Raw genomic sequence first — 14,302 nt, 5'->3', positions numbered from 1 at the left:
TCGGCGCGCTGGCGCGGCACAGTGTTCATACAGCTTCCTCGAGGATGATATCGGCGATGCGCTCTGCGGCATCGACCTTGGCCAGCGCACGTGCGGCTTTCGCCATCTGCATGCGGCGGGCGGGATTTTCGGATAGTTCACGCAACAGCGACGTGATGCCGGTGACCAGCGCATCGCCCTGCTTCAGCAGCACGGCGGCATCGCGCTCGACCAGGTATTCCGCATTACGCGTCTGGTGATCATCGACCGCGGCCGGGAACGGCACCAGCACGCTGCCGACGCCCACGGCACACAGCTCGGCGAGAGTGGACGCGCCGGACCGGCACACCACGATGTCAGCCCACGCGAAGGCATCGGCCATGTCGGCGATGAACGGCGTGATCTCGGCGGTGACGCCGGCATTGGCATAGGCCTCGACAGCCTCGGCGTGCATTTTCTCGCCGCTCTGGTGGCGCACCTGCACCGGATACGAAGCACCCAATGCGGCGATCGCCTGCGGCACGCCCATGTTCAAGGCGCGCGCGCCCTGGCTTCCGCCCACCACCAGCACACGCAATGGACCACTGCGACCGGCAAAGCGCTGCTCGGGCGGTGCAATCGCAGCGATCTCGGCGCGTACCGGGTTGCCGACGGCTTCTTCGCGTGCGGCGAAGCTGCCGGGAAAACCCGTCAGCACGCGCTGCGCAAAGCGGGAGAGGAAGCGGTTGGTCATGCCCGGTGCACGGTTCTGCTCATGCACCAGCAGGGGCAGCCCATGCAGACGCGCAGCCAGCCCGCCCGGTCCGGAGGCGTAACCGCCGAACGCGATCACCGCACGCGGATGACGGTCGCGCAGGATGAAGCCTGCCTGGCGGATCGCACGCAGCAGACGCCACGGCGCGCCGAGCAGGGCCAGCTTGCCCTTGCCGCGCAGCCCGGCGATATCCAGGGTATCGATCGGCACGTCATGCTGTGGCACCAAGCGGGTTTCCATCTGGCCGACAGCGCCCAGCCAGGTGACCGGGATGCCGCGCGCGCGCAGCACCTTGGCCACTGCCAGACCGGGGAAGATGTGCCCGCCGGTACCACCGGCAAGAATCATCACGGGGCGCGTGGCCGCGTCACGCATTGCGCTCATGACAGCCTCCCGAAGGTCGGCTCGACGCGCGTCTGCAGGCGGCTGGTGCCACGCGTGGTGCTCGTGCTGGCATTGGCCGGCGCGCCCGCATTGGCGACGCGGGACGGCTTTGGCGTCGCGGCCGGCCCGGCTGACGGAGCGGTCACGATCTCGTCGGCCACCTCATCGCCTCCGCCCATGCGAACGGCATGACGGCGCTCGGCGCGATCCAGCTCGTACGACACGCGCAGCAGCAGCCCCATTGCCACGCAGGTCATCAGCACACTGGAGCCGCCCGACGAGATCAACGGCAGGGTCAGCCCCTTGGTCGGCAGGATGCCCAGGTTGACCCCGATCGAGACGAAGCTCTGCATGCTGATCCACAGCCCGATGCCGAAGGCGACGTAGCCGGAGAAGTGGCGCTTCATCTCTACGCAGCGCATGCCCAGCCATAGCGTGCGACCCACCAGCAGCGCGTACAGCGCGATCACCAGGCAGGTGCCGAGGAAACCCAGCTCTTCGGCCGTGACCGAGAAGATGAAGTCGGTATGTGCCTCGGGCAGGTAATAGAGCTTCTGCACCGAGTTGCCCAAGCCCACGCCGGTCCACTCGCCGCGGCCGACGGCCATCAGCGCGTTGGACAGCTGGTAGCCGTCGCCCTGCTGGTCGGCCCACGGGTCCAGGAAGGAGGTGATGCGGCGCATGCGGTACGGTTCGATGATCGCCAGCGCGCTCATGCCGACCATGCCGATGATCACCGGCATCGACATGCGCGGCATGTTGACCCCGCCCAACACCAGCATGCCGGCGGTGATCGCCAGCAGCAGCGTCGACGAGCCGAAGTCGGGCTGCAGCAGCATCAGCACCACCAGCGCCCCGGCCACGCCCAGCGGCTTCAGCATGGCCGGCCACGTCGCGTTGACCTCGTCCCGGAAGCGCACCAGGTAGCTGGACAGCCACACGATGTAGAGCACCTTGACCGCTTCGACCGTCTGGAACTTGGACACGCCGAGATTGATCCAGCGCCGCGCCCCGTTGACGCTGCTGCCGAGGCCCGGCACGAATACCACCACCAGCAAGGCGAAGCAGCCCAGCAGCAGCAGCTGGTTGTACTGCTCGATGGTCTTCAGTTCGGTACGCATGGCCAGTCCGGCCAGCACGATGCCCACCGCCAGGAAGATCAGATGGCGATTGAGGTAATAGAACGGGCTGCTCATCAGCGCGATCGAGCTCGACGCGACCATCACCACACCCAGCCCGGTCAGCGCGATGATCGCGCCGAGCAGCCACTTGTCGAAGTGGCCTCCGATGGCTTCAAGGCGTGTTGCCTGGCGCGAGAGATCATTCATCAGCGCACCTTCAACGTGGCCAGGCCAACCAGTACCAGCACCACCGAAATGATCCAGAAGCGCACGATCACGCGCGGCTCCGGCCAGCCTTTCAGCTCGAAGTGGTGATGGATCGGCGCCATGCGGAACACGCGCTTGCCGGTCAGTTTGAACGAGGCGACCTGGATCATCACCGACAAGGTTTCAACCACGAAGACGCCGCCCATGATCACCAGCACCAGCTCCTGGCGCACGATCACCGCGATGGTCCCCAGCACGGCGCCCAGCGCCAGCGCACCGATGTCGCCCATGAAGACCATGGCCGGGTAGGTGTTGAACCACAGGAAGCCCAGACCGGCGCCGGCGATGGCGGCGCAGATGATGACCAGCTCACCCGCTCCGGGGATCTGCGGGATCTGCAGGTAGTTGGAGAACACCACGTTGCCGGACGCGTAGGCGAACACGCCCAGCGCGCAGGCGACCAGCACGGTCGGCATGATCGCCAGGCCGTCCAGACCATCGGTCAGGTTGACCGCATTCGAAAAGCCCACGATCCAGAAATACGCGATGGCCACGAAGCTGATGCCCGCCAGCGGCAGCGCCACCGACTTGAACATCGGGATGTAGAACGTCAGCGCGGAGGGCACGTCGGCGGTGAAGTAGAGGAACAGGCCAGCGGCCAGGCCGAAGATCGACTGCAGCAGGTACTTCCAGCGCGACTTCAGGCCATTCGGGTCACGGCGGACGATCTTGATCCAGTCGTCGTACCAGCCGATCGCACCGAAGCAGATCATCACCGCCAGCACCAACCACACGTAGCGGTTGCTCAGGTCGGCCCAGGCCAGCACCGCGAGGGTGACCGTCAGCAGGATCAACGAGCCGCCCATGGTCGGCGTGCCGGCCTTGGCGAAATGGGTCTGCGGGCCATCCTTGCGGATCGGCTGCCCACCCTTGAACTGGGCGAGCCTGCGGATCACGGCCGGGCCCATCCACAGCGACAGGAACAGCGCCGTCAGTGCCGCCAGGATGGCGCGGAACGTCTGGTAGTTGAAGAGCGCAAACGAGCTCTCTAACTGCTGCAGCCAGCGGGCCAGTTCATACAACATGAGGCGATTCCTCTCCTTGCGCGAGCAGCGCTTTCACAATCTTGTCCATGGCGCTGCCACGGGAGCCCTTGACCAGGCAGCGCACGCCCGCATGCAGTTCCTGCTGCAGGGCCTGCGCAAGCGCGTCATGGGTTTCAAAAGAACGACCGCCTTCACCGAAGGCAGCAGAAGCCGAGGCGCTGAGCGGCCCCAGCGTGTACAGCCGCTTGAGCCCGGCCTGACGTGCACGCAGGCCTGCCTGCGCGTGCAGCGCGGCCGCATCGGGGCCGAGTTCGCGCATGTCACCGAGCACCAGCCAGCCGTCGTCACCGCTGCCGGCCAGCGCCTCGATGGCGGCCACCAGCGAACCCGGATTGGCGTTGTAGCTGTCGTCCACCAGAACGGCCCCGCTGTGCAACCGATGGGCGATCTGGCGGCCCGGCACCGGTTCGGTGACGGCCAGCGCCGCCACCACATGCGCCAACGGGATGCCGGCGGCCAGTGCGAGTGCGGTGGCCGCAAGCGCGTTGCCGATGTTGTGGCGACCCGGCAACGGCAGCGACACCGCAGCCTGCCCGACCGGCGTGTGCAGATCGAAATGACTGCCCGCCGCATCGAAGCGGATCGCCGAGGCGAACACGTCGGCGCTGTGCTCCAGGCCGAAACGCAACACTGCGCAGCGCGGCGGGGTGCCGATGAAATGCTGCTCGAACCAAGGCGCAAAGGCGTCGTCGGCATTGATCACCGCCACGCCGTCCGCCGGCAGGGCCGCGTAGATCGCGCCCTTGGTGTTGGCCACACCCTGCAGGCTGCCCATCCGCTCCAGATGGGCGGCCGCGATGTTGTTCACCAGCGACCAGCGCGGACGGACGATGTCGGTCAGGTACGCGATGTCACCCGGCTTGCCGGCACCCATCTCGTACACGGCGAAATCCGCGTCTTCCGGCGCGTCGATCACGGCCAATGGCAGGCCGATCTCATTGTTGCGGTTGCCCGGATTGGCATAGACCACCTTGGCGGCGATCTGCGCGTGCTGCTGCAGGATGCCCAGCAGCAGCGCCTTGACGCTGGTCTTGCCGTTGCTGCCGGTGATGGCGAACACACCGGTGGCGCGGTCGCGCTGCATGCCGGCGGCGATGCGCGCCAAGGCCAGCTCGCTGTCGGCCACCAGCACCTGCGGCAGGGGCAAGGGCAGCAGGCGTTCGACCAGCAGTGCACTGGCGCCGCGGGCAAGCGCATCGGCACCGAAATCATGTCCATCGAAGCGCTCGCCACGCAGCGCCACGTACAGGCTGCCGGCCGCCATCTGACGGGTATCGTTGCTGATCGCGTCGATAGCCGCATCGTCACCGTGGATCTCTCCACCGGCCCAATGGGCGATCAACGACAGCAGGGTGCGCCTCATGGCGTCACCTCCTGCACCGCAGCGACCAGCGCGGCAGCGGCGACGTCGGTGTCATCGAAGGCATGGCGTACTCCGGCGACTTCCTGGTAGGGCTCGTGGCCCTTGCCGGCGATCAGCACGATGTCACCCGGTCCCGCCCCGCCGATCGCCAAGGCGATGGCACGCGCGCGGTCACGCTGGACCACCGCCTTGTCGGCACTGTCGAAGCCGGCAAGGATATCGGCCACGATGCGGTCACCGTCTTCGCTGCGCGGATTGTCGTCGGTGACGATCACCTGGTCAGCCAGCCGTTCGGCAATGGCCGCCATCTGGGGCCGCTTGCCGGTATCCCGTTCGCCGCCACAGCCGAACACGCAGACCAGGCGGCCGTCGACATGCCCACGCAGGCTGTCCAGCGCCTGTTCCAAGGCATCCGGCGTATGCGCGTAATCGATCACGACCGTCGGCTGCCCCGCTTCACCGCCGAGGCGGTTCATCCGCCCGCGGATTGGCTGCAGCTGCGCCAGCACCTCGACGATGACATCCAGCGGCTGCCCCAGCGCATGCAGCACACCGGCCACCGTCAACAGGTTGTCTACATTGAAGCGGCCAAGCAGTGGCGAGCGCACACCGCGCGACTGCCCGTCGAGTGTCAGCGTGAACGCTACACCCAGGCCGTCCAGCACGATCCCGCTCGCCCGCACGCTGGCCTGCGGCGCACCGCGCGAGCTGACGCCCACCGCCTTCTGGCTGGCCGGCACGCGCGCATGCAACGTGGCACCGAATGCGTCATCGAGATTGACGACCGACGCACGTAGGCCGGCCCGATGGAACAGCCGCTCTTTGGCTGCACCGTAGGTCTCCATGTCGCCGTGGTAGTCGAGATGGTCACGAGTGAGGTTGGTGAACACTGCCACGTCGTAATGCACGGCATCCACACGGCCCTGGTCCAGCGCATGCGAGCTGACTTCCATCGCGATGGCCTGCGCACCGGCGTCGCGCAGGTCGGCCAGCAGCGCATGCATCTGCAGCACCAGCGGCGTGGTGAAGCCCGTCGGCTGCACGTCGCCGGACAGGCCGGCGCCCAAGGTACCGATGCTGCCGCTGCGGGTGCCCAGCAGTTGCCAGGCCTGGGCCAGCAGTTGCACGGTGGACGTCTTGCCGTTGGTACCGGTGACACCCACCATGGTCATCGCGCGGGACGGCGCGTCGTGGAACTGGTCGGCCATCGCGCCCATGCGCGCGCGCAGGCCCGGCACGGCAATGGCATCCGACGGTGCAGGCAGCTCCGCAGGGGCCGGCGCTTCGAACAGGATGGCGGCTGCACCATTGGCACGCGCCTGCTCGACGAAGCCCAGGCCATGCGCGCCGAACCCGGCGATCGCCACGAAGGCATCGCCTGGTCGCACGGCGCGGCTGTCCATCACCAGGCCGCGGATATCCACATCCCGGCCGGCCAGGGCCACGTCAGGCAACAGGCGGGAAAGCGCCATCGTGCGGCTCATTGCGTGCCCCCGGTCGGTGCGGACACCGGCGTCGCAGGTGCCTGCGCGGTCGGCAGGGCGGCATCGAATTCGGCGGCGGCATCGGGAGGCAGCACGGCGTCGGCCGGGGGCGTCGGCAACACCGAGGCGGAATGCCCGGTCTTGCCGGACTGCTGCGCGGCCAGCCACGACTGGATATCGTCCGGCGGCACGTCCATCAGGCGCAGCGCACCGTCCATCACATTGTGGAAGACCGGTGCCGCCACCAGGCCGCCGTAGTATTTGCCGGCCTGCGGATCATTGATCACGATCACCGTGGCAAAGCGCGGGTTGCTGGCCGGCACCACGCCGGCGAACAGCGCGTTGTAATGCCCGCGCTCGTAACCGCCCGGGCCTGCCTTGCGCGCCGTACCGGTCTTGCCGGCCACGTGATACCCCAGCACGGCCGCCTGCTTGGCGCCGCCCTGGGTCACCACGGTTTCCATCATCGCCACCACTTCCTTGGCGATCTGCGGGTCCAGGATCTGCCGCGCTTCGTTGTGCTGGCCTTTGACGAAGGTCGGCGGAATCAATTTGCCGCCGTTGCCCAGCGCCGAGTATGCCGTGGCGATCTGCAGGGGTGTGACCGACAGTCCGTAGCCATACGACATGGTGGTCTTGGAGGGACCACTCCAGCGCGCGGGGCGCGGCAGCACGCCGGCGGATTCGCCGGGGAAACCGCTGCCCGGACGCGAGCCATAGCCGAAACTGTGGATCGAATCGTAGAACACCTGATCGGGCAGTTTGGCCGCGATCTTGGCTGCGCCCACGTTCGAGCTGCGGGTGATCACGCCGGTCACGTTGAGCACGCCGTTGTTCCGCGGCACGTCGCGGATGGTGTAGCGCCCCAGCGACATGTAACCGGGGTTGGTGTCGATGATGGTGTCCTTGGTCACCACGCCGGCCTGCAGTGCAGACGCGATGGTGATCGGCTTCATCGTCGAACCGGGCTCGACCAGGTCGGTCACCGCGCGGTTGCGGCGGGTGTCCGGGATCGCGCCCTGAAGCGAGTTCGGGTTGTAGGTCGGCAGGTTGACCATCGCCAGCACTTCACCGGTGGCTACGTCCATGATCACCATCGAACCGCCGGCGGCCTTGTTGGCGACCAGCGCGTTGCGCAGCTCTTTGTACGCCAGGTACTGGATGCGCCGATCGATGCTCAGGGTCAGGTCTTTGCCCGGCGTGGCGGCACGCAGCAGGTCACTTTCCACCGTCTCGCCCTTGCGGTTGCGGATGATCCGCTTGGCACCGGGCTCACCGCGCAGCCACTCGTCGAAGGCAAGCTCCAGCCCTTCCTGGCCGCGATCATCGATGTTGGTGAAACCCAGCACGTGGGCCATCGCCTCACCCTGCGGGTAAAAGCGGCGGAACTCGCGCTGTGCAGCCACGCCTGGAATCTTCAGGGCGACCACTTTCTCTGCGTCGTCCGGGTTGATCCGGCGACGCAGGTACATGAATTCCTTGTCCGATTTCTGGCTCAGCCGGCTGCTCAGGTCGTCCACCGCCAGCCCCAGCGCGCTGGCCAGCTCAGGAATGCGGTCCGGCGAGCGCAGCAGCTCCTGCGGGTTCACCCAGATCGAGGCCACCGGCGTGGACACCGCCACCGGCTCGCCATTGCGGTCGGTGATCATGCCGCGCGAGGTCTTGATCGGCAGTTCGCGCAGGTAGCGTGCTTCGCCCTGGCGTTGATAGAAGTCGCTGTTGATCAGCTGCACATACGCGGCACGGCCCACCAGCGATACCGAGCACAGGCCAAGCGCCAGCGCGACCCAGCGCAGCCGTTGGCGCAGGTTGAAGGCGTTGCGGGGGCGGTTGCGGCCGGTCCGGCTCATGGGCGGATCACCACCACGTCGGCGGCTTCGGGAAACTTCATGCCCAGTTTCTCGCGGGCCACCTGGTCCACGCGATTGGCTTCTGCCAACGTGGCCTGCTCCAGCTGCAGCCGGCCGAATTCAATGTTCAGCTCATCGCGCACGCGCTCGGCGCGCGCCAGTTCGATGAAGGTCTGGCGGTGGCGGTGGCGCACGAAGACCACCCCGATCGCCGAGGCGATCGTGCAGGCCAGCAGCACGATCAGGATGAGCCGGCTCACCCGGCCACCTCACGCTTCTGGGCCACGCGCAATACCGCGCTGCGGGCGCGCGGATTGACGGCCAGCTCGTCGTCATTGGCCTTGATCGCACCGCCGATCAGGTCCAGCGTTGGCACGAAGGCCTGCTGCTCCGGCAGACGGCGATTACTCGGAGGCGCCTTGGCCAGCCGGTTGAAGTACTGCTTGACGATGCGGTCTTCCAGCGAGTGGAAGCTGATGACGGCCAATCGGCCACCCGGCTTCAGCCGTTCCACGGCGGCGACCAGGCCGGCTTCGAGGTCGGCCAGTTCACGATTGATGTGGATGCGGATCGCCTGGAAGCTGCGGGTGGCCGGGTGAATCTTGTCCTTGCCACGCGGCATTGCCGACGCGATCAGGTCAGCCAGTTCCGCCGTGCGGGTGAACGCCTGCTTCTGCCGCTGCGCCACGATGGCCCGCGCGATGCGGCGGCTCATGCGCTCCTCACCGTAGGTCCACAGCACGTCGGCGATCTCGGTGTCGTTGGCGCGTGCCAGCCATTGCGCCGCGCTCTCGCCGCTGTCCGGGTCCATGCGCATGTCCAGCGGGCCGTCCTTGCCGAAGCTGAAGCCACGCTCGGCCACGTCCAGCTGCGGCGAGGAAACGCCGAGGTCGAACAGCACGCCATCCAGGCCGTCGGCCGTCTGCTCCCACTGCAGCAACTGGGCAAAGCTGCCACGGAAGATCGACACGCGCGGGTCGGGCGCGAAGTCGCGCTCGGCGGCCGCGATGGCTTCCGGATCCTTGTCCATCAACAGCAGGCGGCCTGCGCCACCAAGCTGGGCCAGTACGCCACGCGCATGCCCGCCACGGCCGAACGTGCCGTCGAGGTACACACCGTTTTCGATCACCCTCAGGCCTTCAAGGACCTGGGTGTACAGGACCGGCAGATGACCCGCCGGCGACTGCGACACCGGGAGGTGACCGGCCTGCGCTGTTCCGCGCACCCGGGCACCCCGGCTCACAATTTCAGATCGAGAAGCCCATCGCCCAGATCCTCGTCAGACAATGTCTGCTGGATCAATGCGCGGTGCGCCTGCTCGCTCCAAAGTTCGAATTTGTCACCCATGCCGAGCAATACCGCCTTTTTTTCGATGCCCACCGCGCCGCGGTGGCTGGCGGGGATGCTGATTCGGCCGTTGCCGTCCAGTTCCAGGTGTGCGGCCGAACCGACCAGCTTCTGCTGCAGCAGCCGAACGACCCGCTGGGTGTTCGGCTTGGCCATCACGTCGTCCCGCACGCGCTCCCACTCCGATTCCGCGTACAGCCAGAGGCAGCCGGATTCAAAGGGGTTGTAGGTCAGGACCAGCCGGTTGTTGCTCACACGCGCAACGAGGTCGCGATGAACGGTTGGAACCGCCATGCGCCCTTTATCGTCAACCGTGATGGCCGTCTCGCCCTGAAACACGACGCGTGCACCTTTCCTTCAGATGGATGAAACATTGAACCACGAAAAACCACAAAAGACCCGGTTTTCCCTCTGATGCCCACCTTATCAGCGGTCAAAGGGTTGTCAACAACTTTTGCAGGGGGAAATCACCTGTGCCATCAATGGCTTGCAGCAATCTTTAGAGACTTGTTCAAGGCTTATCCACAAGTTGCTGTTTCGTCTCAAATTTTGAGATTGGGGCGAAGTTCAGGGGTGTGTAGAGGGCGTGAAACATGTGATGCGCATTCATTGACTGTGCCGATCCCGTAGCGAGGTGTTGCGCAAAACAGCACAATGCGACGCATGTGCCTACTTGCTCTGGCTTGGCTCCACCACCCGCGCTGGCGGCTGGTCATGGCTGGCAATCGCGACGAGTTCCACGCCCGCCCAACGGCTCCGCTGTCCCGCTGGAACGACGCACCCCGCGTGATCGGCGGGCGCGACCTGCGCTCCGGCGGCGCCTGGGCCGGTGTCGCCGCCGATGGACGGATGGCGGCGGTGACCAATGTGCGGGATCCGCAGGCTGCGCAGGCAGGGGAATCCCGCGGCGCGCTGGTGGCCGACTACCTGCGTGGCACGGTGCCGGCCCACGCATGCGCTGATGAATTGGAAAGAAGTGCCAGCGCCTACCCGCCGTTCAACCTGCTGTTGGCCGATGCGGACAGCGTGGAATACGTCGGCAACCATCCGGCCGGTCGGCAGCGGCTCGCCCCTGGCGTGCATGGCATGTCCAACGGCGCCTTGGATGCGGGCTGGCCGAAGACGCGGCGACTGATGGACGCGATTGCCGACTGGTGTGCAACCGACACCCCCGCGCTTGATCGGCTGTGGGCCGCCCTTGCGGACGAGCATCGGCCTGATCCCACCGACCTGCCGGATACCGGCATCGGCCCCGAACGCGAGCAGTGGCTTGGCACAGCGTTCATCCGCGGCGTCGAATACGGCACCCGTGCCAGCACGATCATCCTGGTCGATCATGCGGGGGAAGGCGCCATCCACGAGCGACGATTCGGCCCGGGCGGCGCTGCCGAAGGCGATGGACTGCTGTATTTCTGAACGGACAGCGCGCAACCCAAGGGCTCAGGGCCGCCACCGCCATGCCCGTTCGCGGATGCCACTGACGACGGCGCGCTGTCGCGGTGAAGATGAGCATGCCCTGTACCCAGCAGGCTTCTCTTCAACACTGCCGTGGAGTCACCGCATGAGCCGACGCCTGATCTTCCTCGCCGCCAGTCACCTTCTCGTGGCCTGCCTGGGCTTCGGCTTGGGCGTGTACCTGCTCCCCATCCTGACCGCGCCTGCGGATCCGCCGAAGGACGCAGTCATGACTGCGATCAACGATGCGACCTACCACGCCGCGTTCAAGCGCGACCTTCCCGGCAGCGACCGGCTGCACTGGGCTGAAGGTAGCGTCGGTGTCGGCCAGAAGACGATCGCGTTTTCCGGCGAAATGGCGCCAGGGCCGGATTACAAGGTGTATCTCACCCGCGACTACGTGGACACCATCGATGGCTTCCTGAAGGTAAAGGCCCAGGCGCGCCGCGTCGGCGAAGCACGATCCTTCAAACGCCTTCTGATCGACGTCCCGCCGGACGTCAACGTGAAGGACTACACGACGGTGGTGGTGTGGTGTGAAACGTTCTCGAAGTTCATTTCAGCAGCCCAGTATCGCGATCCGGAGCGCTGAGCCATCGCCATTCAGCTCGCCGCCACGCGGCGAGCCCGGCGGGTAAATGCTGCGGCTGGACGTTTTGAAGGAAGTGGCGGAGCCGGCCGATAAGCCGGGTTTTGTCGTGGACAGTCATTCCTCTAGGCGCCGCGTCACCACGGCGCTCAAGCAACCTACCCGGACCCGACGCGGGCCGCGCCATGAGGTCCCTATTTGGTCTTGCTCCAGGTGGGGTTTGCCGTACCGGTCTGTTGCCAGACTCGCGGTGCGCTCTTACCGCACCATTTCACCCTTACCGGCCTTCCGAAGAAGACGTAGGCGGTATCTTTCTGTTGCACTTTCCGTCGGCTCGCGCCGCCCAGGGGTTACCTGGCACCTTGCCCTATGGAGCCCGGACTTTCCTCGGCATCCGCAAGGGATGACGCGACTGTCTGGCCGACTCCGCCGCGCGCATTGTCCCACAGATGCGACATGGGTAGCGCGGGCGTGGCCGGCGAGAGGTCAACGACCAGTTCAGCGGCGCTGCGAGCTCAAGGGTAGAATCCACCGGTGTACTTGGCCACGGCCGCCGACCTCCCTGCATGGACTCGATCATGAACAAGCCTGTCGTCCGGATCTCCGCCCTGTCACTGTCTTTGCTGCTGCTGGCCGGTTGCGCCACCACCAGCCTGACCAGTGCGCCGGAGTCGCCCGCCCAGAGCCAGGCACTGCTGCTGATCGAGCAAGGTCGCCCGCGTGATGCCGCCCTGCAGCTGGAAAGCCTGGCCGGCACGCTGCGCGGCACCGCGCGCAGCAATGCACTGGCGGACGCCGCGTTCGCTTGGCACGAAGCAGGCGATGCGACGCGCGCGCGCAGCCTGCTGGCACAGGTGCAGCCGCGCCAGCTGGCCGCGCCCAGCCGCCAGCGCTATCTGCTGGTGACCGCGGAACTGGCCTTGGCCGACAAGCAACCGGCCGCCGCCCTCGCTGCGCTGTCCGAGCCCGGCACGGAGGTACTGCCTGCCCTGGCAGCGCGCTGGCAGTTGGCACGCGCCGCCGCACTGCAGGCCAGCGGCGACAGCTTTGGTGCCGCACAGGAACGCGCACGTGCGAACGCCGGCTTGACCGGGCAGCCGCGGAGTGACAACCAGGCCGCCATTACCGCGCTGCTGGGCAGTCTGGATGACGCGACGCTGCGCTCACGTGCCGGCGCGCTGCCGGCCAACGAGCCGCTGTACAACTTCGCCGGTCGCGCCCTGCTGGCACGTGGCCTGCCGTTGCCACGCCCGTTCGATCGGGATGCGGCCGCGGTGCATTTCGATACCAGCAAGCGGCCGCCAGCGATGAGCGATGGCTACCGGCCGCCGGTGAAACTGGCGGTGCTGCTGCCGTTGACCGGGCGCTTGGCCACTGCCGCACAACCCGTGCGTGATGGCCTGCTGACGGGTTACTACGGTGAGAGCCGACGCAAGCCGGAAATAGATTTCATCGACACCGCAGGCACGCCCGCCGGAGCGCTGTCTGCCTACGACAAGGCGGTCAGTAGCGGTGCTGATTTCATCGTCGGCCCGCTGGGGCGCGACGAAGTGGACGCCGTGTACGGCCGCGCGCAGCTGCCGGTGCCGGTGCTCGCGTTGAATCGCGGCAAGGGTGCACCGCCGGCCGGCAGCGCGGGTTTCTCGCTGGCACCGGAAGACGACGGCGTCATGGCCGCCGAGTACCTGCGCGGTCGCGAGCGCTCCAAAGTGATCGTCGTGCACAGCAGTGACGACACCGGTCGCCGCACCGCCGCCGCCTTCGCCGAGCGCTTCACCCAGCGCGGCGGCCAGGTACTGGCGACGGTCGCAGTGGCCGATACGGTGGGCGACATCAGCGCGCGCCTGCGTACGGCAGAACCGGCCGATGGCGTACTGCTGGCGGTGCGTGCACCGCAGGCGCGGCAGCTGGCTCCGCAACTGGCACTGGCCGGTGTGGGCGGCGGCACGCGGGTGGGCACTTCGCAGCTGACCGTCGGCAGTGGCAAGCCGGAAGAGGATGTTGCCCTGGACGGCATCATCTATCCCAACGAAGCGTGGAACGTGCGTGGCGTAGCAGGACTGCCCAGCGCCAGCAGTGCCGGTCAGCTGCTGCCCAGCGCGCGCGGTGCCGCCGGGCGTCTGTTCGCCTTCGGCTTTGACGCCTGGAAGATCAGCGCCTACATGGAATCGCTGGCAGCCCAGGGCGGCCTGGCCGGCGCAACAGGCACGCTGTACCTGGACGGCGGTGGCAACATCCTGCGCGTTCCTGCCTGGTCCACGTTCAATGGCGGGCGGCCCATGCCGATCGCCAATGCCAACTGACAGAGCCCGTCGCGGGGCCGCGGTCGAGGCGGCCGCCGAGCGCCTGCTGTGTGACGCGGGCTTGCAGGTGTTGGACCGCAATGTGGGCTACCGCGGCGGCGAGCTGGATCGGGTGATGGACCACGACGGCACTGTGGTGTTCGTCGAAGTCCGGTACCGGGCGCGCTCGGATTTCGGCGGCGCAGCGGGGTCGGTCGATGGCCGCAAGCAGCAGCGCTTGATCCTCGCCGCACAGCTCTACCTGCAGTCCCACCCGACGCTCTGCGAGCGACCGTGCCGCTTCGATGTCGTGCAGGCAAGCGGCGAACCACCGCGACTGCACTGGCTGCGCGATGCGTTCCGGCTGGACGGCTGAGCACA

Annotated in this window: 13 protein-coding genes and 1 other RNA gene; 4 read left to right on the top strand and 10 right to left on the bottom strand. The window is 66.9% G+C overall.

Annotated elements, in window-relative coordinates; translation table 11 throughout:
• Positions 1 to 25 precede the first annotated feature (25 nt).
• Genes murG through ABRP17_RS11340 form a run of 9 tightly spaced genes read right to left on the bottom strand, consistent with a single transcriptional unit; the run spans position 26 to position 9,889 of the window.
• Positions 26 to 1,108 carry an undecaprenyldiphospho-muramoylpentapeptide beta-N-acetylglucosaminyltransferase gene (murG, locus tag ABRP17_RS11380; protein WP_372487007.1) on the bottom strand — a complete coding sequence of 361 codons (1,083 nt, stop codon included), beginning with the start codon at positions 1,106 to 1,108 and terminating at the stop codon, positions 26 to 28.
• 5 nt (positions 1,109 to 1,113) lie between these two features.
• Positions 1,114 to 2,445, bottom strand: coding sequence for a putative lipid II flippase FtsW (gene ftsW, locus ABRP17_RS11375; protein ID WP_349985055.1), 1,332 nt, complete (start codon positions 2,443 to 2,445; stop codon positions 1,114 to 1,116).
• Positions 2,445 to 3,530, bottom strand: coding sequence for a phospho-N-acetylmuramoyl-pentapeptide-transferase (gene mraY / locus ABRP17_RS11370; RefSeq protein WP_349985054.1), 1,086 nt, complete (start codon positions 3,528 to 3,530; stop codon positions 2,445 to 2,447). The genes ftsW and mraY overlap by 1 nt, the downstream gene beginning before the upstream one ends.
• The gene (gene murF, locus ABRP17_RS11365; protein ID WP_349985053.1) at positions 3,520 to 4,914 is read right to left on the bottom strand and encodes a UDP-N-acetylmuramoyl-tripeptide--D-alanyl-D-alanine ligase; all 1,395 of its coding nucleotides are present in this window, start codon (positions 4,912 to 4,914) and stop codon (positions 3,520 to 3,522) included. Before murF ends, mraY begins: the two co-directional genes overlap by 11 nt.
• Entirely contained in the window at positions 4,911 to 6,398 is a 1,488-nt protein-coding gene (locus ABRP17_RS11360) for a UDP-N-acetylmuramoyl-L-alanyl-D-glutamate--2,6-diaminopimelate ligase (RefSeq protein ID WP_349985052.1), read from the bottom strand. Before ABRP17_RS11360 ends, murF begins: the two co-directional genes overlap by 4 nt.
• A complete protein-coding gene (locus ABRP17_RS11355) occupies positions 6,395 to 8,248 on the bottom strand; it encodes a penicillin-binding protein 2 (RefSeq protein ID WP_192081188.1) in 1,854 nt (617 codons plus the stop codon). The genes ABRP17_RS11360 and ABRP17_RS11355 overlap by 4 nt, the downstream gene beginning before the upstream one ends.
• Positions 8,245 to 8,508 carry a cell division protein FtsL gene (ftsL, locus tag ABRP17_RS11350; protein WP_188326069.1) on the bottom strand — a complete coding sequence of 88 codons (264 nt, stop codon included), beginning with the start codon at positions 8,506 to 8,508 and terminating at the stop codon, positions 8,245 to 8,247. Before ftsL ends, ABRP17_RS11355 begins: the two co-directional genes overlap by 4 nt.
• Positions 8,505 to 9,473, bottom strand: coding sequence for a 16S rRNA (cytosine(1402)-N(4))-methyltransferase RsmH (rsmH, locus tag ABRP17_RS11345; RefSeq protein WP_188327179.1), 969 nt, complete (start codon positions 9,471 to 9,473; stop codon positions 8,505 to 8,507). The genes ftsL and rsmH overlap by 4 nt, the downstream gene beginning before the upstream one ends.
• Positions 9,474 to 9,487: 14 nt before the next feature.
• Positions 9,488 to 9,889 (bottom strand): division/cell wall cluster transcriptional repressor MraZ, encoded by a 402-nt coding sequence (locus tag ABRP17_RS11340; RefSeq protein WP_197974074.1) that lies wholly within the window; start codon positions 9,887 to 9,889, stop codon positions 9,488 to 9,490.
• A 369-nt stretch (positions 9,890 to 10,258) separates the two neighbouring features.
• Between ABRP17_RS11340 and ABRP17_RS11335 the strand changes: the two genes are divergently transcribed.
• Both ABRP17_RS11335 and ABRP17_RS11330 read left to right on the top strand, forming a co-directional pair.
• Positions 10,259 to 11,011, top strand: a complete 753-nt coding sequence (locus tag ABRP17_RS11335) for an NRDE family protein (RefSeq protein WP_349985051.1) — start codon at positions 10,259 to 10,261, stop codon at positions 11,009 to 11,011.
• Between the two features lie 145 nt (positions 11,012 to 11,156).
• On the top strand, positions 11,157 to 11,642 hold the full coding sequence (locus ABRP17_RS11330; RefSeq protein WP_349985050.1) for a DM13 domain-containing protein: 486 nt from the start codon (positions 11,157 to 11,159) through the stop codon (positions 11,640 to 11,642).
• A 74-nt stretch (positions 11,643 to 11,716) separates the two neighbouring features.
• Here the strand turns inward: ABRP17_RS11330 and rnpB are convergent.
• Positions 11,717 to 12,067: RNase P RNA component class A (rnpB, locus tag ABRP17_RS11325), an RNA gene on the bottom strand.
• A 150-nt stretch (positions 12,068 to 12,217) separates the two neighbouring features.
• Here rnpB and ABRP17_RS11320 point away from each other — a divergent pair.
• Positions 12,218 to 13,942, top strand: coding sequence for a penicillin-binding protein activator (locus ABRP17_RS11320; protein ID WP_349985049.1), 1,725 nt, complete (start codon positions 12,218 to 12,220; stop codon positions 13,940 to 13,942).
• Positions 13,932 to 14,297 carry a YraN family protein gene (locus ABRP17_RS11315; protein ID WP_192081184.1) on the top strand — a complete coding sequence of 122 codons (366 nt, stop codon included), beginning with the start codon at positions 13,932 to 13,934 and terminating at the stop codon, positions 14,295 to 14,297. Before ABRP17_RS11320 ends, ABRP17_RS11315 begins: the two co-directional genes overlap by 11 nt.
• The last annotated feature ends 5 nt before the right edge of the window (positions 14,298 to 14,302 follow it).

Source organism: Stenotrophomonas sp. WHRI 8082 (assembly GCF_040223995.2).
Lineage (GTDB): Bacteria > Pseudomonadota > Gammaproteobacteria > Xanthomonadales > Xanthomonadaceae > Stenotrophomonas.
This window is presented reverse-complemented; position numbering and strand designations above follow the sequence as displayed.

What these genes read in the sequence shown, in the direction of transcription:
- ABRP17_RS11335 (WP_349985051.1), top strand. Translation starts at nt 10,259, where the DNA reads ATGTGCCTACTTGCTCTGGCTTGGCTCCACCACCCGCGCTGGCGGCTG.
- ABRP17_RS11360 (WP_349985052.1), bottom strand. Translation starts at nt 6,398, where the DNA reads ATGAGCCGCACGATGGCGCTTTCCCGCCTGTTGCCTGACGTGGCCCTG.
- ABRP17_RS11320 (WP_349985049.1), top strand. Translation starts at nt 12,218, where the DNA reads ATGAACAAGCCTGTCGTCCGGATCTCCGCCCTGTCACTGTCTTTGCTG.
- ABRP17_RS11315 (WP_192081184.1), top strand. Translation starts at nt 13,932, where the DNA reads ATGCCAACTGACAGAGCCCGTCGCGGGGCCGCGGTCGAGGCGGCCGCC.
- mraY (WP_349985054.1), bottom strand. Translation starts at nt 3,530, where the DNA reads ATGTTGTATGAACTGGCCCGCTGGCTGCAGCAGTTAGAGAGCTCGTTT.
- ABRP17_RS11330 (WP_349985050.1), top strand. Translation starts at nt 11,157, where the DNA reads ATGAGCCGACGCCTGATCTTCCTCGCCGCCAGTCACCTTCTCGTGGCC.
- murG (WP_372487007.1), bottom strand. Translation starts at nt 1,108, where the DNA reads ATGCGTGACGCGGCCACGCGCCCCGTGATGATTCTTGCCGGTGGTACC.
- ftsW (WP_349985055.1), bottom strand. Translation starts at nt 2,445, where the DNA reads ATGAATGATCTCTCGCGCCAGGCAACACGCCTTGAAGCCATCGGAGGC.
- ABRP17_RS11340 (WP_197974074.1), bottom strand. Translation starts at nt 9,889, where the DNA reads ATGGCGGTTCCAACCGTTCATCGCGACCTCGTTGCGCGTGTGAGCAAC.
- ABRP17_RS11355 (WP_192081188.1), bottom strand. Translation starts at nt 8,248, where the DNA reads ATGAGCCGGACCGGCCGCAACCGCCCCCGCAACGCCTTCAACCTGCGC.
- murF (WP_349985053.1), bottom strand. Translation starts at nt 4,914, where the DNA reads ATGAGGCGCACCCTGCTGTCGTTGATCGCCCATTGGGCCGGTGGAGAG.